The organism is Saccharopolyspora sp. 6M, from assembly GCF_020176775.1.
Taxonomy (GTDB): Bacteria; Actinomycetota; Actinomycetes; order Mycobacteriales; family Pseudonocardiaceae; genus Saccharopolyspora_C; species Saccharopolyspora_C gregorii.
Genome location: NZ_JAIUJZ010000127.1, coordinates 12,475 through 35,842 on the forward strand (window position 1 = coordinate 12,475; position 23,368 = coordinate 35,842).

Annotated in this window: 2 protein-coding genes; both read left to right on the forward strand. The window is 75.1% G+C overall.

Annotated elements, in window-relative coordinates:
• Window positions 1-3: 3 nt before the first annotated feature.
• Window positions 4-11,727 (forward strand): asparagine synthase (glutamine-hydrolyzing), encoded by an 11,724-nt coding sequence (gene asnB / locus LCD31_RS17475; protein WP_224959467.1) that lies wholly within the window; start codon window positions 4-6, stop codon window positions 11,725-11,727.
• A gap of 40 nt (window positions 11,728-11,767) precedes the next feature.
• Window positions 11,768-23,368: SDR family NAD(P)-dependent oxidoreductase (locus tag LCD31_RS17480; RefSeq protein ID WP_224959469.1), on the forward strand; the 11,601-nt coding region annotated here is incomplete at its 3' end.

Here is a 23,368-nt window from a genome sequence, read left to right on the forward strand (position 1 = left end):
GCCATGTGCGGCATCGCCGGGTTCTACGGCAGCCCGCGCCCTCCGCGGGAGTACGCGGACCTGATGCACGACATGCTCGCCCAGATCGAGCACCGCGGCCCGGACGAGGCGGGCTGCCTGCTCGACGACCGGATCGCGATGGGCACGGTGCGGCTGAGCATCATCGACCTCGCCGGTGGCCAGCAGCCCGTGCTCAGCGCCGACCGGCGATTCCGGTTGTGCTACAACGGCGAGCTCTACAACTACCGGGAGCTGCGCGCCGAGCTGCGGGCGCGCGGTGCCGCGTTCCACACCGGGTCGGACACCGAGGTGGTGCTGAACGCGTGGGCGGAGTGGGGCCCGGACTGCCTGCCGAAGTTCAACGGCGCGTTCGCGTTCGCCGTGCACGACGCGGTCACCGATGAGCTGCACCTGGCGCGGGACCGGTACGGCAAGCGGCCGCTGTTCGTGGCCCGGCACGACGGCGCGCTGCTGTTCGCCTCCGAGATGAAGGCGTTCCTGGCGTACCCGGGGTTCCGCTTCGAGTTCGACCCGGACCAGCTGGCCTCGCTCTACGCGACCTGGACGCCGCTGCCCGCGCACAGCGGCTACCGCGGGATCGAGCAGATCCCGATGGGCGAGTACCTGTCGGTGCGCGGCGACCAGGAGCGGCGCGGCCGGTGGGCGCCGCTGGACCTGACCGCCTGCCCGGCGCCGGAATCGGAGCAGGAGGCCGTGGAGCTGGTGCGCGGCGACCTGGAACGCGCGGTGGACGTGCGGCTGCGCAGCGACGTGGAGGTCGGCGTGTACGCCTCCGGCGGGCTCGACTCGTCGATCATCGCGCACCTCGCCGCCCGCCGCACCGACCATCCACTTCGGACGTTCTCGATCGAGTTCGAGGACGCCGAGTTCGACGAGTCCGCCGAGCAGGACGAGCTCACCGCGCACCTCGGCACCCACCACTCGAAGCTGCGCGTCACCGACGCCGACGTCGCCGAAGCGTTCCCCGACGCCGTCCGGCACGCCGAAGTGCCCGCGTTCCGCACCGCGTTCGTGCCGATGCACCTGCTGTCCCGGCAGGTCCGGCGCGAGGGCATCAAGGTGGTGCTCAGCGGCGAAGGCGCCGACGAGGCGTTCCTCGGCTACGGCATCTTCAAGGACACCCGGCTGCTGTCCGAGTGGGACGCGCTCGACGACGAGACCCGCCGGGAGCGGATGGGGCGGCTCCACCCGTACCTGGCGCACTTCAGCGGCGCCGACGAGCAGCGCCGGATGCTGGGGCTCTACCAGCAGTTCTCCACCGAGCAGCGGCCCGGCCTGTTCTCGCACCAGATGCGGTTCCAGAACGGCCGGTTCGCGGCCCGGCTGCTCGCCGAGCCCGGCGATCCGCTGGCCGCGGTGGAACGGCTCGTCGCCGAGGAACCCGGCTACGCCGAACTGGACCCGGTGCGGAAGGCGCAGTGGCTGGAGTTCCGCACCCTGCTGGCCGGCTACCTGCTGTCCACCCAGGGCGAGCGGATGGCGCTGGCGCACGGCGTGGAGAACCGCTGCCCGTTCCTGGATCCGGCGGTGGTGCGCCGCGCGAACTCGGTCAACGGGCGCTTCGGCGACCCCTACGACGAGAAGCACCTGCTGAAGCTGGCCTACGCGGACGTGCTGCCGGAACGCATCGTGAAGAAGGGCAAGTTCCCCTACCGCGCACCGGATTCCGCGGTGTTCGTGCGTTCCCGGCCCGACTACCGGGACCTGCTGCTGGACCCGGACGTGCTCGGCGAGATCCCCGCCCTGGACGCGCGGTTCGTGCGCAAGTTCGTCAACCGCGTCTACGACGCCCCGCCGGAACGCATCGGCACCAAGGAGAACCAGGCGTTCGTGCTGCTGGCCTCCACGGTGTGGCTGCACCACTGGTTCGTGCGCGGGCACGGCCTCACCCGCCACCCCCTCACGGGCCCCCGGGGGGGCCTCGCCGCGCGCCCCGGCGGGGCCCCCCCCCCCCCCCGCCCCGCGCCCCCCCCGGGGGGGGCGCGCGGGACGGGCACGACCACGACCGGACGAGCCGACGCGGGCCGCAGCGGCACCGGTGCTGAGACGGAGACGACTTCGATGGACCACGGAACCGATGACCACGACATCGCCATCATCGGCACCTCGCTGCGCCTGCCCGGCTCGCGGACGATGGACGAGTTCTGGGGACACCTGGCCGCGGGACGCTCGCTGATCAGCGAGGTCCCGGAGCGGCGCTGGCGCAAGGAGGACCACCTCGGCGACCCGCGCCGCGAGTTCAACAAGACCAGCAGCGCCTGGGGCGGGTTCGTCGACGACGTGGACTGCTTCGACGCCGAGTTCTTCCAGATCTCCCCGCGCGAAGCGCAATCCATGGACCCGCAGCAGCGGATGGCCCTCGAACTCAGCTGGCACGCGGTGGAGGACGCCGGGTACCGGGCGGACCGGCTCGCCGGCTCGGCTACCGGGGTGTTCATGGGCGTGTGCCACTGGGACTACGCGGAACTCGTCGAGCAGGAGGTCGCCGAGGTCGACGCCTACTACCCGACGGGCGCGGCCTACGCGATCATCGCGAACCGCGTCTCGCACCACTTCGACTTCCGCGGCCCCAGCGTCGTCAACGACACCGCCTGCGCGAGTTCGCTGGTCGCGGTGCAGCAGGGCGTGCAGGCGCTGCTGGCCGGGGACTGCGAGTACGCGCTGGCGGGCGGGGTGAACCTGACCTGGTCGGCACGCCACTTCATCGCGTTCGCCAAGGCCGGGATGCTCTCCCCGGACGGGAAGTGCCGCGCGTTCGACGCCGGCGCCAACGGGTACGTGCGCGGCGAGGGCGGCGGCGTGGTGCTGCTCAAGCGGGCCGCGGACGCGCGGCGCGACGGCGACCCGGTGCACGCGGTGATCAAGGGCATCGGCAGCAACCACGGCGGGCGCACCAGCTCGCTGACCGTCACCAACCCGGACGCGCAGGCCGAGCTGATCAGCGGCATCTACCGGCGGGCGGGCGTCGCGCCGGAGACGGTGAGCTACGTGGAGACGCACGGCCCGGGCACCCCGGTCGGCGATCCGATCGAGATCCGCGGGCTGAAGAAGGCGTTCGCCGACCTGCGCGGCGGTGCCGAGACCCCCGCCGAGCACCGCTGCGGCGTCGGCTCGGTGAAGACCAACATCGGGCACCTCGAAGGTGCCGCCGGCATCGCCGGGATGCTCAAGGTGATCCTCGCGATGCGGCACCGGCAGCTGCCGGGGACGGTGCACTTCCGCAAGCTCAACCCGCTGATCAAGCTCGCGGGCAGCCCGCTGCACGTCGTCGCCGAGCTCACCGACTGGGACGCGCCCGGCCCGCTGCGGGCGGGCGTGAGCTCCTTCGGCTTCGGCGGCACCAACGCGCACGTGCTGCTCGAATCCGGCGCGACCGTCCCCGCCGACGAGGAGGCGCCGGGCGAGTGGTGGCTGCCGGTGTCCGCGCGCGACGAGCAACGGCTGCGGGCGAGCTGCGCGGTGCTCGCGGACTGGGTGCGGCGGCGGGTCGAGCGGGGCGAGCGGCCCGCGCTCGCCGACATCGCCCGCACCCTGCGCGACGGACGGGTGCCGATGGCCGAACGCGCCGCGTTCCGCGCGGCCGACCTGGAGACCTGGGCGGACCAGCTGGAATCCCTCGCCGCCGGGGAACGCCCCGCCGGGTGCGAGCGCGGCCGCGCGGGCGAGGACGTGCCCGCCGGGCTGGACGCCGAGGACCTCGGTGAGCTCGGCGCGCGCTGGCTGGAGCAGGGGCGGTACGACAAGTTCGCCGCCGCCTGGGCCATCGGGCTGCCGGTGGACTGGTCGCAGTGGCCGGCGCAGGGGCGGCGGCTGCACCTGCCGGGCTACGCGTTCGCCCGCACCCCGCACTGGTTCACGCCCACCGCGCCGTCGAACCTGAGCCCGCGGCCCGTCGAAGCCCCGGCCCCGGCGGTGTCCGAGAGCACCGCGCCCGAGACCGCCGCGCCCGAGACCGCCGCGCCCGAGACCGCCGTGCCCGAGACCGCCGCGCTGGGCGGCGGAGAGCGCTCCGGCGAGGACTGGACCTTCCCGGTGCGCTTCGACGACACCCAGGGCTACGTGCGCGACCACGTCGTCGGCGGCACCCGCATCGTGCCGGGCGTGGCCGTCCTGGACCTGGTGCTGGCCGCCGCGCGGGCCGCGGGGCACCGGACGCCGCGGGTGCGCAACGCGGTGTGGATCCGCCCGCTGGCCGTCGGGCCGGACGGCCTGGACGCCTGGCTGCGGCTGACCCCCGGCGGCGACGGGCACGACTACGCGCTCGCCGACGCGGCGGGCGAACCGTACGCGAGCGGCCGCGTCGAACCCGGTGCGGACGCGGCGGAATCGGTGGACCTGGCCGAGCTGCGCGCACGGCACCCCCGGGAGCTGGCCGCCGACGCCGGGTACGCGGCGCTGCGGACCAGCGGCATCGAGCACGGGCCCGCGCTGCGCGCGCTGACCTCGGTGCGCACCGGCCCGGACGGGGTGCTGGCGGAGCTGCGGCTGCCCGCAGCGGCGGCGCCCGGGCCGCGGCTGCATCCCGCGATCCTGGACAGCGCGCTGCTCGCCGCCCTCGCGGTCGGCGGCCCGGACGGCGGCTGGCGGGAACCGTCGGCGCCCGCGGTGCCGTTCGCGCTGGACGAGCTCACCGCACCCGCCGCGACCAGCAGCACCGCGCACGCGTGGCTGCGCCCGGCCGCGGGCGCGCGCGGGCGCGGCAAGGTGGACGTGGACCTGTTCGACGAGTCCGGCCGGTTGTGCGCCCGGTTCACCGGCTACACCGCCCGCCCCCTCGGCGGCGCACCGGCCGCGGAACCCCAGCATGACCTGCTGGAGGTCACCGGAGCCTGGATCGACGAACCGGCCGCGGCGGAGGGACCGGCCGGTCCGGTGGTGGTGCTCAACGCCGCCCTGGACGAGGACCTGGTGGCCGCGAGCGCCGCCCGGCTCGGCGCGGACGTGCTGCCGCTACCGGTGCCGGTCGGGGCCACCGATGCCGCCGCGATGCGCGCCGCGTTCGAGAGCTGCTACGGCCACCTGCAACGGCTCGGCGGCAAGGGCCGGGTGCTGGTGGTGGCGCCGGGCGAACCGGACTCGCCGGTGTTCGGCCCGCTGGCGGCGCTGCTCAAGACCGCGCGGCTGGAGGATCCCGCGTTCCGCGGCACGCTGGTGCTGCTCGACGGCTTCGACCCGCGCGACGCGGCCCGCTTCGAGCGCGTCGTGCACACCGAGGCCGCCACCGAGGACGCCGAGGTCGCGCACACCCGCGACGGGCGGCGGCTGCGTCACGGCACCACCGAGATCCCGGCCGGTGCGGCGGGGGAGAGCCTGCTGCGCACCGGCGGCGTCTACTGGATCACCGGCGGCGCCGGGGGAATCGGGCGGTTGCTCGCCGAGCACCTGTGCCTCCGGTACGCGGCGACCGTCGTGGTCAGCGGCCGCTCCGAGCAGGGGCCGCCCCAGCCGCACGAGCGGGTGCACTACGTGCGGGCCGACGTCACCGACGCCGCGAGCGTCCGGGATGCGGTCCGCACCATCCGCGCCGAGCACGGGCGCCTGGACGGCGTGTTCCACGCGGCCGGGGTGCTCGACGACGGCTACCTCGCCACCAAACCCCTCGCGAGCACCGCCGCCGTGCTCGCCCCGAAGGTCGACGGCACCGCGCACCTGGCGGCCGCCACCGACGACCTCGACCTGGACTTCCTGCTGCTGTTCGGTTCCGTCGCGGGCGCCTTCGGCGGCGCCGCGCAGGCCGACTACGCCGCCGCCAACGCCCACCTGGACGCGTTCGCGCTGCGGCGGCAGGCCACCGGCGCCGAGACCCGCGTGCTGGACTGGCCGCTGTGGGCCGACGGCGGGATGCGGATGGACGCCGCCACCGCCGCCTACCTGCGCAAGCGCACCGGCACCGTGCCGCTGCCCACCGAGGCCGGTCTCGCCGCCGTGGAGCGGGCGCTGCGCGCGGGAGCACCGGTGCGGCGCGTCGTGCTGCACGGCGAACGCGCGAAGCTGCGGGTGTACGCGGGGCTGGACCGGCCGGTCGCGGCGGTCCCGGCGACGACCTCGGCCCTGGCCGCCGTCGAGCTCGACGACGCGGAGCTGGCCGAGCGGGCCCAGGACTTCCTGCGCGCGGTGTTCGCGGAGGTCACCCGGCAGGACCCGGACGGCATCCTGGCGGACGAGAAGCTGGAGCACTACGGCATCGACTCCATCGCGATCGTCGACCTCACCAGCACCCTGGAGGACTCGTTCGGCTCGCTGCCGAAGACGCTGTTCTTCGAGCACGTGGACCTGCGCGGGGTGGCGGAGTACTTCGTCGCCGAGCACCGGACGCGGCTGCTGGAACTCGTCGCCCCGGTCGAGTCCGCGGTGGAGGTGAGGGACGAGACCGCTGCCGCGGGATCTGATGGCGCTGGGCCGCAAGGGAGTCCGGTGCTGGAGCCGACCGTGGCGGCGACGACCACCACGATCCCGGCCACTCCGGCCGCTGCGATTCCAGCCACCGCCGGAACTTCGGCTACCGCGACACCGGCTGCGGCCGGAAGTTCGTCCGCTGCACCGACTTCGGCCGTCGCCGCCACCCCTGCCACCACCGCGACCTCTGCCGCCACCACGACCCCGCGCCCCGCCGACCCCCGCCACGACCCCGGCCGGCACGCCATCGCCGTCGTCGGCATGGCCGGGCGTTACCCCGGAGCGGACACCCTGGAGGAGTTCTGGGACCTGCTCAGCGAAGGCAGGCACAGCTTCGAGACCGTGCCCGCATCCCGCTGGCGCCACGGCGACATCCACTTCGACGAGCGCGACGTGCTCGGCAAGACCGTCGTGCGCACCGGCACCTTCCTGCGCGACGTGGACGCGTTCGACCCGCGCTACTTCAACATCTCCCAGCGCAACGCCGAGATCATGTCCCCGGAGGTGCGGCTGTTCCTGCAGACCGGGGTGACCGCGCTGGAGGACGCCGGGTACTCGCGGGAGACGCTGCGCCGCCGCTACGACGGCGACGTGGGCGTGCTCGTCGGCTCGATGAACAACAGCTACGCCTACTACGGCTTCCAGAACATGCTGCAACGCGGCACCACCACCAGCGGCAGCGAAGTCGGCGTGATGGCGAACATGCTGTCCTACCACTACGGGTTCACCGGCCCGTCGGTGTTCGTGGACACCATGTGCGCCTCGTCCGCGGCGTGCGTGCACCAGGCGGTGCGGCTGCTGCGCGACGGCGAGACCCGGATGGTGGTGGTCGGCGGGATCAACCTGATGCTGCACCCCTACGACCTGATCTCCACCTCGCAGGCGCACTTCACCACCAAGTCCGCCGACGTGGTGCGCAGCTACGGGCTCGGCGCGGACGGCACCATCCTCGGCGAGGGCGTCGGCGCGGTGGTGCTCAAACTGCTCGGCGAGGCCGTCGCCGACGGCGACCACGTGTACGGCGTGATCAAGGGCAGCGGGCTCACCAACGCGGGCGTGCGCAACGGGTTCACCGTGCCCAGCCCGCAGCAGCAGGCCCGCGCCGTCGAACGCGCGCTGGACGACGCCGACGTGGACGCCCGCACCATCAGCTACCTGGAGGGGCACGGTTCGGCGACCTCGCTGGGCGATCCGATCGAGATCAAGGGCGCGAGCCTCGCGTTCGGCCGGGACACCGACGACACCGGGTTCTGCGCGCTGGGCTCGGTGAAGTCGAACGTGGCGCACCTGCTGTCCGGCTCCGGGCTGGTGGGGCTGACGAAGGTGCTGCTGCAGCTGCGGCACCGCACCTTGGCGCCGTCGCTGCACTCCGAGACGCTGAGCCCGGCCATCGACTTCGCGGCGACGCCGTTCGCGGTGCAGCGGGAACGCGCCGCGTGGGAACGGCCGGTGGTGCGCGGTGAGCAGGTACCGCGCCGGGCCGGGATCACCTCGATCGGCGCGGGCGGCATCAACGTCCACCTGGTGGTGGAGGAGCACGACGGCACCGTGGTCGCCGCCCCGGACAGCGGCGGGCCGCAGCTGCTGGTGTTCTCCGCGATGACCCCGCAGGCGTTGCGCACGGTGCTCGGCGACCTGCGCGACCACCTGGGATCCGCGCGACCCGGGCTGGACGCGCTGGCCTACGGGTTGCAGACCGGCAAGAACGAGCTGCCGTGCCGGCTGGCGTTCGTCGCCACCGACGCGCGGCACGCGCTGGAGCGGATCACCGCGCTGTCCGGGGTGGACCTGACCGCCGATGCTCCGGTGCTCCCGGAGGGCGTGGAGTTCGTCGCCAGCACGCTGCGGCAGCGCCGCGCGGCGAACGCCGCCACCGTCGAGCAGGCCGTCGCCGGCCGCGACCTGGCCGCGCTCGCCCGGCACTGGTCGCAGGGCGCCGGGGTCGACTGGGACCGGCTGTGGCCGCTCGGCACCCGGCCCGCGAAGCTCTCGCTGCCCGCCTACCCGTTCGAGCGGGTCCGCTGCTGGTATCCCGAGTTCGACGACGCGCCCAGCGTGCTGCGGCCGCTGGCGTTCACCCGCCGCGCACACCCGTGGGTGGGGGAGAACCGCTCCGACCTGCACGGCGTGCGCTACGAGCTGAAGCCGCGCGGCGACGAACTGCTGGACTACGTGCACACCGCGGGCCGCAAGCGGCGGTACGCCACCCTGGCGCTGCTGGACGGCGCGCTGGCCTTCGCCCGCGTCGCCGGGATCACCGGTCCGCTGCGGGTCCGCGACGCCGAGTGGGCGGCGCTGCCCGCGCCCGCCGACGAGACCGAGACCCTGGAATGGCGGCTCGGCGGCGCGTCCGGGGCGCACCGGGTGGAGCTGCGGCACGCCGACGGCACGACGCGGTTCGCCGCCACCGTCGAAACCGTTGCGGGAGAACGGGTTCCGGACGTCCCGGTGGACGTGCCCGACGAACTCGACCAGGACGGTTTCTACGCGGCGCTGGGCGAAGCGGGCCTCGACGCGCGGCCCTACTCGCGCAGCGTCGAGGGCGTGGCCCGGCTCCGCGACGGGCGGCTGCTGGTGCGCGTCGGCGAGCCCGCGCTGTGCCAGGACCCGCACAAGCGGCACGTGCACGTCCCGGCCTGGGTGCTCGCCGGGGTGCTGCAAGGCGTGCAGCACGCGCTCGGCGACCCCGACGCGACCGTGCTGCGGGTCGCCGCGCTGCACGGCGAGGAGCTGGACCGCACCCGGGTGCTGGTGCTGGACCGGGTCGCCGACGCCGAGTTCCGCATCGACCTGGCCGACGAGCGCGGCCGGGTGCTGGGCCGGATCGAGCGGGCCGAGTTCGGGGCCGGGGAGCTGCCCGGATCGGTGCGCGGGTCCGCGGTCGCGGTGGTTCCGGCGCTCGCCGCGCCGGTGGCGGACCCGAGTTCCGCCGCCGCGCCCGAGTCCACATCGGACGATGAGTCCCGGTTGGTCCGAGCGCTGCGGAAGACCGTCGCCGACCAGCTCAAGTTCGACCTCGCCGAGATCGACGCCGACACCCACTTCCACGCCTACGGGTTCGAGTCCATCGCCCTCGCCACGCTCGCCACCGAGCTCAACGGCCTGCTCGGCGTGGAGCTGAGCCCGGCGGTGTTCTTCGAGTGCCCGAACATCCGCAGCCTGGCCGAGCACCTCCGCGAGCGGTGGCCGGACCGCGCGGCGGCACCCGCGCAGACCGCACCGACGCCCGCGCAGACCGCACCGGCACCCGCGCAGGCGCCACCGGAGCGCGCTCCTGCGGCCCCGGCTCCGCACGGCCCGGCGCAGCAGCCTCCCGCAGCCGGGTCCGCCTCGGACGCGGTCGCCGTCGTGGGCGCCGCCGGTCGGTTCCCCGGCGCCGCCGACCTCGACGAGTTCTGGCGGCGGCTGCGCGCCGGGGACGACCTCGTCACCCCCTACCCGGGCGACCGGTTCGACGAGCGCTACGCGGACACCGTGGCCCGCACCGACTTCCCGAAGTTCGCCGGGCAGCTCGCCGACGTGGACCGGTTCGACGCCGGCTTCTTCAACCTGTCCCGCCTGGAAGCCGAGCTGATGGATCCGCAGCAGCGGCTCGCACTGGAGACCACGTGGGCGGCGCTGGAGGACGGCGGGTACGCGCCGGCGCGGCTACCGGAACGCACCGGCGTCTACTTCGGGGTGTCCGGCAACGACTACCACCAGCTGCTCAACGCCAGCGGCGTCGCACCCGACGGCTACACCGCCACCGGGAACGCGCATTCGGTGCTGGCCAACCGGATCTCGTTCGTGCTCGACGTGCACGGGCCCAGCGAACCGATCGACACGGCCTGCTCCAGCTCGCTGGTGGCGCTGCACCGGGCGGTGCAGGACATCAGGTCCGGGCGCTGCGAGATGGCGCTCGCCGGTGGGGTGAACCTGCTGCTCAGCGTCGACACCTTCGCCGCCACCCAGCAGACCGGGATGCTCAGCCCCGACGGCCGGTGCAAGACGTTCGCCGCGGACGCCGACGGCTACGTGCGCGCCGAAGGCGTCGCGGTGGTGCTGCTCAAGCCGCTGGCGGCCGCGGTCCGCGACGGCGACGCGATCTGGGGCGTGGTGCGCGGCAGCGCCGAGAACCACGGCGGCCGGGCCGGATCGCTCACCGCGCCCAACGGCGTGGCGCAAGCCGCGCTGGTGCGGGAGGCGATGGGCGAGCTCGATCCCGGCAGCATCGGCTACGTCGAGGCGCACGGCACCGGCACCGCCCTCGGTGACCCGGTGGAGGTCAACGCGCTCGCCACCGCCTATCGCGACCTCGGCGGGCCCGGCCCGGACGGGCGGCCGTGGGCGCTGGGCTCGGTCAAGACGAACATCGGCCACGCCGAATCGGCCGCGGGCCTGGCCGGGGTGCTCAAGGTGCTGCTGGCGATGCGGCACCGGGAGCTCCCGCCGACGCTGCACTGCGACCGGCTCAACCCGCACCTGCCGCTGTCCGGCGGCGAGTTCGAGGTGGTGCGCCGCGGTCAGGTCTGGGAGCCGCGCGCCGACGCGGACGGGCGGGCGTGGCCGCTGCGGGCCGGGGTGAGCAGCTTCGGCTTCGGCGGCACCAACGCGCACGTGGTCCTCGAAGCACCGCCGCGACCGCGGCGCGCCCCGGCCGACGGCGGACCGCAGGCCGTGCTGCTGTCCGCCCGCGACGACGAACGGTTGCGGGAGGCCGCGCGGCGGCTGCGGGACCACCTGCGCGGCGCCCCGGCGACCGCGCTGCCGGACCTCGCGCACACCCTGCAGGTCGGCCGGGAGGCGATGGAACGGCGGCTCGGACTGGTCGCGGACAGCGTCGAGCAGCTGGCCGGCGCCCTGGACCGCTATCTGGCCGGGGACAGCACCGGGCTGCACGTGGGCGGTGTCCCGCGTTCGCGCGGCACCGGGGTGCGGCGCGGCACCGCGCACTCCCCGGAGGTGGCCCGGGCGCTGCGGGACGGGCGGCTCGACGAGGTCGTGCGGCTGTGGTGCGCCGGGTCCGATGTGGACTGGTCGGTGCTGCACCCGGCGGGTACCGGCGTGCTCCGGTTGCCGGGCTACCCGTTCGCCCGCGAGCGGTACCGGGTACCGGACGCCACGCCCGGAAACCACTGGAACGACCGGGGAAACCCCGGTGCGCGGCCGGGAACCGGTTCGGTTGTGCGGAAAACCGCAGCGCCCGCGGAGGAAACTGCGGTGGTGGAAGGGAGATCCCCGGAGCCCGGTTTCGACACCGGTGCCTACGCGGCGCTGCTGGACGCGGTCCTCGACGACCGCCTCGGACCGGACGCCCTCAGCGATGCCTGACCACGAGCCCGCGCCACCGCGCCCCCGAACGGAGCCCCACGTGAGTCGACAGATCCTCCGCCTGCCGATCTGGCGCGACGCACCGGCGCGGCCCGGCGCCGAACCGGTCGACGCCCGGCGGCTCGTCGTGCTCTGCGACGTCCCCGGCACCGAGGCCGTCGCGCTGCGGTCCGCCGCGGTGTCGGTGGCGCAGGTGGACGGTCGCGCTGACGGTGCCGCCGCAGGCTTCGAGCACGCCTCCACCCGGCTGCTCGGCGAGCTCCAGCGGGTGCTCACCGCGGGCGGCCCGTGCCACGTGCAGGTCGTGTGCCCGGCGGGCACCGCGACCGGGTACGCCGGACTCGTCGGGCTGCTGCGCACCGCGTCCCAGGAAGACCCGGGGCTGCGCGGGCAGCTCGTCGAGTTCGACCGGGTCCCCGCCGGGCCGGAACTCGCGCGGGTGCTGGCCGCCGAGCTCGGCTCCGCCGACGAGCACGTCCGGTACGACGGCGGCCGCCGCCGGGTGCGGGACTGGGAACCGGTGTCGCGCCCGGACGCGCCGGTGCCGTGGAAACCCGGCGGCGTCTACCTGATCACCGGGGGAGCGGGCGGTCTCGGCGCGCTGCACGCCGCCGACGCCGCCCGGCACGCCCCCGGCGCGCACCTGGTGCTGTGCGGGCGGTCCGAGTCGCGGGAGGTGCCGCACGGCGAGTACCGGCGCCTCGACGTCACCGACCGCGCCGCCGTCGCCGCACTCGTCGCCGACGTGGTGCGCGCGCACGGCCGGCTCGACGGCGTGCTGCACGCCGCCGGGCTCGTCGAGGACGACTACCTCATCCGCAAGTCCTTCCAGCAGGCGCAGCGGGTGCTGGCGCCGAAGGTCGCTGGTCTGGTGCACTTCGACCACGCCACCCGCGACCTGCCGCTGGACTTCTTCGCCGCGTTCTCCTCCGGCGCCGGGACGCTCGGCAACGCCGGGCAGGGCGACTACGCCGCCGCGAACGGCTTCCTGGACGCCCACCTGGCGCACCGCGCCGAGCTCGTCGCCGCCGGGGCCCGCTCCGGGACCAGCACCTCGATCGGCTGGCCGCTGTGGCAGGACGGCGGCATGCGCGTCGCCGCCGAGGAGATCCCGGCGCTCACCGCCCGCTTCGGGCACCCGCTCGCGACCGGCACCGCGCTGCGCGCCCTGCGCGAGGCGCTGGCCGTCGGAGCACCCCAACTGCTGGTCATCGACGAGGAGGGCGACGTGCCGGAGCGACCGGGAGACCTGCGGGCGGCGGTGCTGCCCGCGCTGAAGGAACTGGTCGCCGCGACGGTGCGGCTGGACCCGGCGAAGCTCGACGCGGCCGCGCCGCTGGACTCCTTCGGCATCGACTCGCTGGCGGTGACCCGGCTGAACCGCGGCTTCGCGCGCTGGTTCGGGGCGCTGCCGAAGACCCTGCTCTACCAGCACCCGACGTTGCACGACCTCGCCGGGCACCTCGCCGAACGGGACCCGGAGGGGTGCAGGCGGTGGCTCGCCGAGAGCGCGCCCGAGCAGCCGATGGCCGACACCGGCCCGACCCGCGCTGAACCGACCCGCGCTGAGTCGCTCAGCACCGGCCCGGCCAGCGCCGAGTCGGTCCGCACCGGATCAGCCGGCACCGGATCAGCCAGCGCCGAACCGGCCGGCACCGAACCGCGGCCCGCCCGCCCGCTCGATCCCGCCGAACCCATCGCGATCATCGGCCTCACCGGCCGCTACCCGGATGCCCCCACCCTCGACGAGTTCTGGCACAACCTGCGCACCGGGCGCGACAGCGTCCGCGAGATCCCCGCCGAGCGCTGGTCGCTGGACGGCTTCCACGAACCCGATGCGCAGCGCGCCGTGCAGCGGGGCGCCAGCTACGGCAAGTGGGGCGCGTTCCTGGACGACTTCGACCGCTTCGACGCCGCGTTCTTCGGCATCGCCCCCCGCGAGGCCGCCGACGTGGACCCGCAGGAACGGCTGTTCGTGGAAGCCGCCTGGTCGGCGCTGGAGGACGCCGGTTACACCCGGGAGCGGATCGCCGACCGGCACGGCGGCCGCGTCGGCGTGTTCGCCGGGATCACCAAGAACGGCTTCGACCGGACCGGTCAGCGCACGGACGCGGCGCCGCGGACCTCGTTCGCCTCGCTGGCCAACCGCGTCTCCTACCTGCTGGACCTGCGCGGGCCGAGCATGCCGATCGACACCATGTGCTCGTCCTCGCTGACCGCGATCCACGAGGCCTGCGAGCACCTGCGCCACGGCGACTGCGAACTGGCCGTCGCCGGGGGCGTGAACCTCTACCTGCACCCGTCGACCTACGTGGAGCTGTGCCGCTCCCGGATGCTCGCCTCCGGGCCGGCCTGCCGCAGCTTCGGCGCCGGCGGTGACGGCTTCGTGCCCGGGGAAGGCGTCGGGGCGGTGCTGCTCAAACCGCTGTCGCGGGCGGAGGCCGACGGCGACCCGATCCGCGCGGTGGTGCTCGGCTCCGCCATCGGTCACGGCGGCCGGAGCAACGGCTACACCGCGCCGAACCCGCGCGCGCAGGCGGCCGTGGTGCGCGAGGCGCTGGACCGCGCGGGCATCTCCGCCGGGGACGTGGGCTACCTGGAGGCGCACGGCACCGGCACCCGGCTCGGCGATCCGATCGAGGTCGAGGGGTTGACCGAGGCGTTCGCCGGGCAGGCCGAGCGGTGCGCACTGGGCTCCGCCAAGTCCAACATCGGCCACCTGGAAGCGGCGGCGGGCGTCGCCGGGCTCACCAAGGCGGTGCTGCAGCTGGAACACGGCGCGCTCGCGCCCACGCTGCACGCCGAACGGCCCAACCCCGACATCGACTTCGCCGCCACCCCGTTCGTCCTGCAGACCACCGCCGCCGACTGGCCGGCCGCGGCGGGCCGGCCGCGCATCGCCGGGGTGTCCTCGTTCGGCGCGGGCGGCGCCAACGCGCACCTGGTGCTCGCCGAGCACCGGCCCGCGCCCGTCGCGCCCGCCGAGCCGCACGCGGTGCTGCTGCCGCTGTCCGCCCGCACGACCGAGGACCTGCTGGCCCGCGCCGCGCAGCTCGCCGGGTGGCTGGACGCCGCCGCGGACCCGGACCTGCCCGCCGTCGCCGCGACCCTGCAGCTCGGGCGCGAACCGATGGACGAGCGGGTGTGCTTCCGCGCGAGCACCGCGGCCGAATTCCGCGGGCGGCTGCGCGACTTCCTCGCCGACCCCGACGGCGGCGGGCCGTGGCACCGCGGCCGGGTCCGCACCACCCGGGAGACGCTGAACGCGTTGGCGGGCAAGGAAGAACTGCGCGCGCTCGTCGCGCAGTGGATCGCCCGGGACGAGCTGGGCGAGCTCGCCGCGTTCTGGGCGAAGGGCATGCCGCTGGACTGGACCGCGCTGCGGCCGGTCGCGCGGCGGGTGCACCTGCCCGCCTACCCGTTCGCGGGGCGCCGGTTCCCGCTCGGGGGCGCCGGTGACGTCCGCGCGGAGAACTCGTCACCCGCGAACGGCACCGCTGCGAACGACCTCGCTGAGCAAGGCATCGCGGCGAACGGCGCCGCCGCGGGAGACCTCGTCGAGCAGGGCACCGCCGCGAGCACTCCCGAGCGGCCCGCGGCCTCCCCCGCCGAGGTGGAGCGGGTGCTGCTCGACGCGGTCGGCGAGGCACTGGACGTGCCGGTCGCCGAGATCGATCGGCGCCGCCCGTTCGCCGACCACGGCCTGGACTCCATCCTCGGCGTCAACCTGGTGCACACCCTCAACGCGGCCTTCGGCACCGAGCTGGAGACCACGGACCTGTTCGACCACGGCAGCGTCGAACGGTTGCGGACCCACCTGCTCGACACCTACGGTCCGGCGCTGCGCTCGCCCGGGGCCGAGCGGGACGGGATCACGACCGGCCCGGGATTCCCCGCCGGAACGGGGAGAACCGCCGCGGCGGCAGCGGACTCCGCCGCCGGGCGGGAGGAGGCGATCGCCGTCGTCGGCATGGCCGCCCGCTACGCCGACGCCGAAGACCCGCACGCCCTCTGGGACCACCTCGTCGCGGGCGCGGACCTGCTCGAACCCGTCACCCGCTGGCAGCTCGGCCCCGAGATCACCTGCCGCTCCGGCAGCTTCCTGCGCGGCATCGACCGGTTCGACCCGGTGTTCTTCGCGATGTCCGGCGTCGAAGCCACCTACACCGACCCGCAGCAGCGGATCTTCCTGGAGCAGTGCTGGAACGCCCTCGAAGACGGCGGCTACACCGGCGAACGGCTGCGCGAGCGCAACTGCGGCGTGTACGTCGGCTGCTACACCGGCGACTACCACGACCACCTCGACGACGCCCCGCCCGCGCAGGCGCTGTGGGGCACGATGGGTTCGGTCGTCGCCTCCCGCATCGCCTACCAGCTGGACCTGCGCGGACCGGCGCTGACCACCGACACCTCCTGCTCCAGTTCGCTGGTGGCGCTGCACCTGGCCTGCCGCGACCTGCGCTCCGGCGCGACGGACCTGGCGATCTCCGGTGGCGTGTTCGTGCAGACGACGCCGCGGCTGTACCGCTCGGCGAGCCGCGCGGGCATGCTCTCGCCGACCGGGCGCTGCCACGGCTTCGACGCCCGCGCCGACGGGTTCGTGCCCGGGGAGGGCGCGGGCGCGGTGCTGCTGAAGCGGCTCGCCGACGCCGAGCGCGACGGCGACCACGTGTACGGGCTGATCCGCGCCACCGGCGTCAACCAGGACGGCACCACCAACGGCCTGACCGCGCCCAGCGCCGCCTCCCAGGAGCGGCTGCTGCGCGAGGTGCACACCGCAGCGGGCGTCGAACCCGGCGGCATCCAGCTGGTGGAGGCGCACGGCACCGGCACCCAGCTCGGCGACCCCATCGAGTTCCGCGCGCTCAGCCGCGCCTTCGCCGGCGCCCCCGCCGGATCGGCCTCGCTGGGCACCATCAAGAACAACCTGGGCCACACCCAGTTCGCCGCCGGGATCGCGGGGGTGCTGAAGTCGCTGCTGGCGCTGCGGCACCGGCGGATCCCCGGCTGGCCCGGCTTCGGCGAGCCGAACGCGGCGCTCGCCCTCGACGGCAGTCCGTTCCGCATCGACCGGCACACCCGCGACTGGCCGGAACCCGCGTCGGGGCCGCGCCGCGCCGCGGTGAGCTCGTTCGGCGCCAGCGGCACCAACGCGCACGTGGTGCTGGAGGAGCATCGCGGCGGACCGGTCGCCGCCATCCCCGGCGAGCACGCGTTCCTGCTCTCGGCGCGGACTCCGGCCGCGCTGCGCGAGGTGGTGCGGCGGCTGCTCGCGCACCTGAACCGGGAACCGGGCCTGCCGACCGGGGTGGTGGCGCACAGCCTCGCCGCCGGGCGCGCGCACTTCCCGCACCGGCTCGCCACGACCGCCGCCGACCTGCCCGCGCTGGCCGAGCGGTTGCGCGGCTGGCTCGACGGGACCGCAGGGCCGGAGGTGCTGACCGGGGAGACCGCCGCCGATCCGCGGCCCGCGGACGGGGACCGCGCGCTCGCACCGCAGGAGCTCGCGCGGGCCTACGTGCGCGGCGAGGTGGACCGGTTCTCCGCGAGCTTCCCGGCCGCCGCGCGCCGCCAGGTGCCGCTGCCGACCTACCCGTTCGAGCGGCAGCGGTACTGGATCGAACGACCCGCCGCGACGGGCCTCGGCGCACCCGCCACCACCGCCGTCGCCGGGCCCGTGGAACCGCGGACCGCGCAGGCCACCGCCCGGACCGCGGAGGTCACCACCCGGGTGAACCCCGCCTACCGCACCCGGCTCACCGGCGACGAGTTCTTCCTCGCCGACCACCACGTCAACGGCCGGGCCGTGCTGCCGGGTGTGCTCTCGCTGGAGTTCGCCCACCGCGCCGCCACCGGGGATCGCACCGCGCCGCTGCGGCTGCGCGACGTGGTGTGGCCCGCGCCGTTCCCCGTCGCCGAGGGCGGCGCGGAACTGGCGGTGCGCCTCGACGGTGACGCGTTCCGGGTGCTGCGCGACGGCACCGAGGTGCACGCCCAGGGGCGCATCGCGGAGCCCGCCGCCGCGCAACCGGAATCCCTCGACGTGCTGCGCGCCCGCTGCTCCCGCCGCACCCTCACCCGGCAGCAGTGCCACGACGCGCTGGAGGCCGTCGGCATCCGGCACGGCGACCGGCTGCGCGCCGTGCAAGGTCTGTCCATAGGGGACGGTGAGGTGCTGGCCCGGCTGGAACTGCCCGCGGACACCGGTGATCCCGGCGAGTTCTCGCTGCACCCGGCGATGCTGGACAGCGCCGTCCAAGCCGTCGTCGGCCTGCACGGCGACGCGACCGGCGCGCTCGCCGAACGCCGCGGCGCCCCCGCGCTGCCGTTCGCGCTGGAGCACGTCGACCTCTTCACCCCCACCACCGCGCGCATGTGGGCACACCTGCGCCACACCGCGGGCTACGAGCCCGCCCCCGACCGGGACGTGACCAAAGTGGACATCGATCTCTACGACGACGGCGGCCGGCTCAGCGCCAGCCTGCGCGGCTACGCCTCCCGCCAGGTGACCGGTGCGGAGGAACCCGCCGCCACGCTGCTCGCCCCGGCCTGGGACGCGCTGCCCGCGGACGAGGACGCGCCGCTCTGGCCGGCGCCGCAGGCCCGGGTGGTGCTCGCCGGTGGCACCCCCGAGGAGCAGGCGGAGCTGCGCCGCCACCACCCGGGCGCCACCGTCCTCGACGTCCCCGCCGACGCGACCGTCGAGCAGCTCACCGGACTGCTGCCCGCCGAGGTCGAGCACGTGTACTGGACCGCCCCGGCGACCGACCGGCCCGAGGAGGCACCGGTAGCGCTGTTCCGCCTGGTCAAGGCGCTGCTGGCCGGAGGCGCCGACGCCCGAGGGCTCGGCCTCACCGCGCTCACCCGGCGTGCGCGGCTGCTGCCCGGCGACACCGGATCCGATCCGGCGCAGGCCGGGGTGCACGGGCTCCTCGGCACCCTCGCCAAGGAGTACCCGCACTGGCAGGTCCGGGGCGCCGACCTCGACGGACCGGTGCCGTGGTCGGAGGTGCGCGCGCTGCCTGCCGACCCGAACGGCGAAACCCTCGCGCACCGGCACGGCGAGTGGTACCGCCAGCGCCTGCTCGAAGTCCCCGCGCCCGGCACCACCGCCGCGCCCCCGCGGCCCGGCGGCGTCGTCGTCGCCATCGGCGGCGCGGGCGGCATCGGCCAGGTGTGGACCGAACACCTGCTGCGCCACCACGGCACGCAGGTCGTGTGGCTCGGCCGCCGTCCGCAGGACCCCGAGATCACCGCCAAGCAGGACGCGCTCGCCGCGCACGGCCCGCGCCCCGACTACGTGCGGGCCGACGCCACCGACCGGGACGCGCTCGTCCGTGCCCGCGACGAGATCGTGCGCAGGCACGGCCCCATCACCGGGGTGCTGCACTCGGCGATCGTGCTCGGCGACCAGACCCTCGCCCGGATGGACGAGGAGCGGTTCCGCACCACCTTCGCCGCCAAGGCCGACGTGACGGTCAACCTCGCCGAGGTGTTCGCGGGCCAGCCGCTGCGGTTCGCCGCGTTCTTCTCCTCGATGCAGGCGTTCTTCAAGGCGCCCGGCCAGGCGAACTACGCGGCGGGCTGCACCTTCGCCGACGCCTGCGCCGAAACGCTCCAGGAGCGCCTGGGCTGCCCGGTGAAGGTGCTGAACTGGGGCTACTGGGCGGGAGTCGGCATCGTCACCGCCGACGGCTACCGGCAGCGGATGGCGCAGCTCGGCCTCGGCTCCATCGAACCGGAGGAGGGAATGGCCGCGTTCGACGCGCTGCTGGCCTCCCCGCACCCGCAGCTGGCGCTGCTCAAGGCCACCGACACCCGCAGCATCGACGGCCGCTACTCCGCGGACGCGCTGACCCACCTGCCCGCCACCACCCCGTCGCTGATCGAGGCCCTGCGCGAGGGCAGGCCCGACCGGCGCGAGGAGGTGGCGCGGCTGCGAGCGGGCGCCGACGGGCACGCCGGGTCGATGCACGACGCGCTGGTGCGCATCACCTGGGCGCTGCTGCGCTCGCTCGGGCTGTTCGCCGACGACCGCGCCGCCACCGCCGCGGAATGGCGCGCGGTCGGCGGCGTGCAGGACCGCTACCAGCGGTGGATGCAGCACAGCCTCACCGTGCTCACCGAATCCGGGCACCTGCGCCACGACGGCGACGGCCGTTACGCCCGCACCGACGGTCGCCCCGTCGACCTGGACGCCGCCTGGGCGGACTGGGACCGGGACAAGGACCGCTGGCTCGCCGAGGACGCCAAGCGCGCCCAGGCGGTGCTGGTGGACACCACGCTGCGGGCGCTGCCGGACGTCCTCACCGGGCGCCGCCCCGCCACCGACGTGATGTTCCCGGGCACCTCGCTGCACCTCGTCGAGGCCGTGTACAAGAACAACCCGGTCGCCGACCACTTCAACGACGTGCTCGCCGACACCCTCGTCGACTACCTGCGGCGGCGGCTGGAGCAGGACCCCGGCGCGCGGCTGCGCATCCTGGAGATCGGGGCGGGCACCGGCGGCACCAGCGCCGTCGTGTTCCGCCGGTTGCAGCCGTGGGCCGAGCACGTCGAGACCTACCGCTACACCGACATCTCGAAGGCGTTCCTGCTGCACGCCAAGAAGACCTACGGCCCGATCGCGCCCTACCTGGACGGCCGGATCTTCAACGCGGAGCAGCCGCTCGCCGGCCAGGACACCGATCCCGGCCAGTTCGACGTGGTCATCGCCACCAACGTGCTGCACGCGACCCGCAACATCCGGAACACGCTGCGCAACGCGAAGGCCGCGGCCCGGCCGAACGGGGTGCTGCTGCTCAACGAGCTGTCCGACAACATCGTGTTCAGCCACCTCACGTTCGGGCTGCTGGACGGCTGGTGGCTCTACGACGACCCGGCGCCGCGCATCGCCGGATCTCCCGGGCTGTCCCCGCGGAACTGGACGCGGCTGCTGGCGGAGGTCGGGTTCCGCGGCGCGTTCGTCGGTGCCGAGGGGGCCGACGACCTCGGCCAGCAGGTGATCGTGGCGGAGAGCGACGGCGTGGTGCGCCAGCCGCGCGAGGGCTCCGCGTTCCGCGGGGTGCTGGCCGACGCGGCTCCGGTGCGCTCGGCCGCCGCGCCCGAACCGGTCGAAAACCCAGCAGTGGCGGCGGAACGCCGTTCGTCCGATGTGGATGGTGAGCGGCGAGTCCGGGATGCCGCCGCCGACTACTTCCGGGGGCTGGTGGCCGAGACGCTGCAGCTGCCCGTCTCCGACATCCGCTCCGACGTGTCCTTCGACCGCTACGGCATCGACTCCATCCTGGTGGTGCAGCTGACCGACGCGGTGCGCCGGGTGCTCGACGGGGTGGGCAGCACGCTGTTCTTCGAGGTCCGCGACGTGGACGGGCTGGTGGCGCACTTCCTGCGGACCCAGCCGGCGGCGCTCGCGGCGCTGGTCGGGGTGACCGCGGAGGAGGAACCGGCGGCCGCGGCCGTCCAGGCACCGGCCGACACCACGAGTCCGGCCACCGCGAGCCCGGGCACCGCGAGCCCGGCCGCTGCGACTTCGGGCACCGCGAGCCCGGCCACCGCCACGTCGCCCGTCGTCACCTCGCTCGCCGCCGCTCCGGCCGCCGCCGAGCCGGTGCCCGCCGAGCACGGCACCGCCATCGCCGTCGTCGGCATGGCCGGGCGTTACCCGGGCGCCCGCGACCTCGACGAGTTCTGGGCGAACCTGCTCGCCGGGCGGGACGGCATCACCGAGATCCCGGTGGACCGCTGGGACCACGACCGCTACTTCGACGAGCGGCCCGGCGTGCCCGGCAAGACCTACGCCAAGTGGGGCGGTTTCCTGGACGGCGTCGACGAGTTCGATCCGCTGTTCTTCGGCATCTCCCCGAAGGCGGCGTCCACGATGGACCCGCAGGAGCGGCTGTTCCTGCAGACCGCGTACTCGGCGCTGGAGGACGCCGGCTACACCCGCGACGCGCTGCGCGCCGCCGCCCGGGCGCGGGTGGGCGCCGACGCCGGGGACGTGGGCGTGTTCGTCGGCGCCATGTACTCCGAGTACCAGCTGCACGGCGCCGAGCGGACCGCGCTGGGCGACCCGGTGGTGGTGCCCGGCAGCCTCGCCTCCATCGCCAACCACGTCTCGTACTTCTTCGACGCGGGCGGCCCGAGCATCGCCGTCGACACCATGTGCGCCTCGTCGCTCACCGCGATCCACCTGGCCATGGCCGCGCTGGAACGCGGCGAGTGCGGGGTGGCGCTGGCCGGGGGCGTGAACCTGTCGCTGCACCCGAGCAAGTACCTGATGATCGGCGAGAGCCGGTTCGCGGCGAGCGACGGGCGCTGCCGCAGCTTCGGCGAGGGCGGCGACGGCTACGTGCCCGGCGAGGGCGTCGGTGCCGTGCTGCTGCGGCCGCTGGCCGATGCGCTGGCCGACGGGGACCGGGTGCTCGGCGTGATCCGCGGCAGCGCCGTCAACCACGGCGGGCACACCCACGGCTTCACCGTGCCGAACCCGAACGCGCAGGCCGCGGTGATCCGCCGCGCCTGGCGCGAGTCCGATGTGGACCCGCGCGGCATCGGTTACCTGGAGGCGCACGGCACCGGCACCTCGCTGGGCGACCCGATCGAGATCGCCGGACTCTCCGCCGCGTTCGCCGAGTTCACCGAGGACCGCGAGTTCTGCGCCATCGGCTCCGCCAAGTCCAACATCGGGCACCTGGAGTCGGCCGCCGGGATCGCGGGGCTGAGCAAGCTGCTGCTGCAGCTGCGCCACGGCACCCTGGTGCCCTCGCTGCACGCCGAGCGCACGAACCCGAACATCGACTTCCCGCGGACCCCGTTCGTGCTGCAGCGCGAGGCCGCGCCGTGGGAGCGCGACGGCGACGAGCCGCGGCTGGCCGGGCTCTCCGCGTTCGGCGCGGGCGGCGCCAACGCGCACCTGATCGTCGAAGAACACCTCGCTCCCGAGCCGGCGCCGCGTGCCGTGGAACCGGTCCTGGTGGTCCTCTCCGCCGCCGACCCGGAGCGGCTGCGCGAGTCCGCCGGTCGGTTGCGGGACGCGCTGCGCGCGGGGGAGTGGTCCGACGCGGACCTCGCCGACATCGCCTACACGCTGCAGGTCGGCCGGGAGGCGATGTGCGCCCGGTTCGCCGTGGTGGTGCGGGACCTGGACTCGCTGATCGAGGCGTTGGACACCTGCGCGCGCGGCGGGACGCCCCCGGGCGGGCACGTGCGCGACGGCGAGACCGGTGCCGCGCAGGGCTTCCTCGCCGACGAGGACTTCCAGGAGACCGTGCTGCGCTGGGTGCGGCGCGGGAAGCTCGCGCCGCTGGCCGAGGCGTGGGCCGGTGGGCTGCACGTCGACTGGGCGCGGGTGCACGCGGACGGGCCGCGGCCGCGCAAGGTCGGGCTGCCCGGATATCCGTTCGCGCGGGAGAAGTACTGGTACACCGACGGGCTCGGGGAACTGCCCGCGAACCCGGTGGTGCGGGTGGAGGTCGGCTCGGGCCAGGGCCAGGGCCAGGGCCAGGGCCAGAGCCACAGCCACAGCCACAGCCACAGCCAGGGCCGGAGTCGGGCGCTGCCCGCGGCGGCCACCGGTGCCGAGGTGACCGCAGTGATCCCGGGCGCCTCGACCCCCGTCACCTCGAGCTCGGCCACCTCG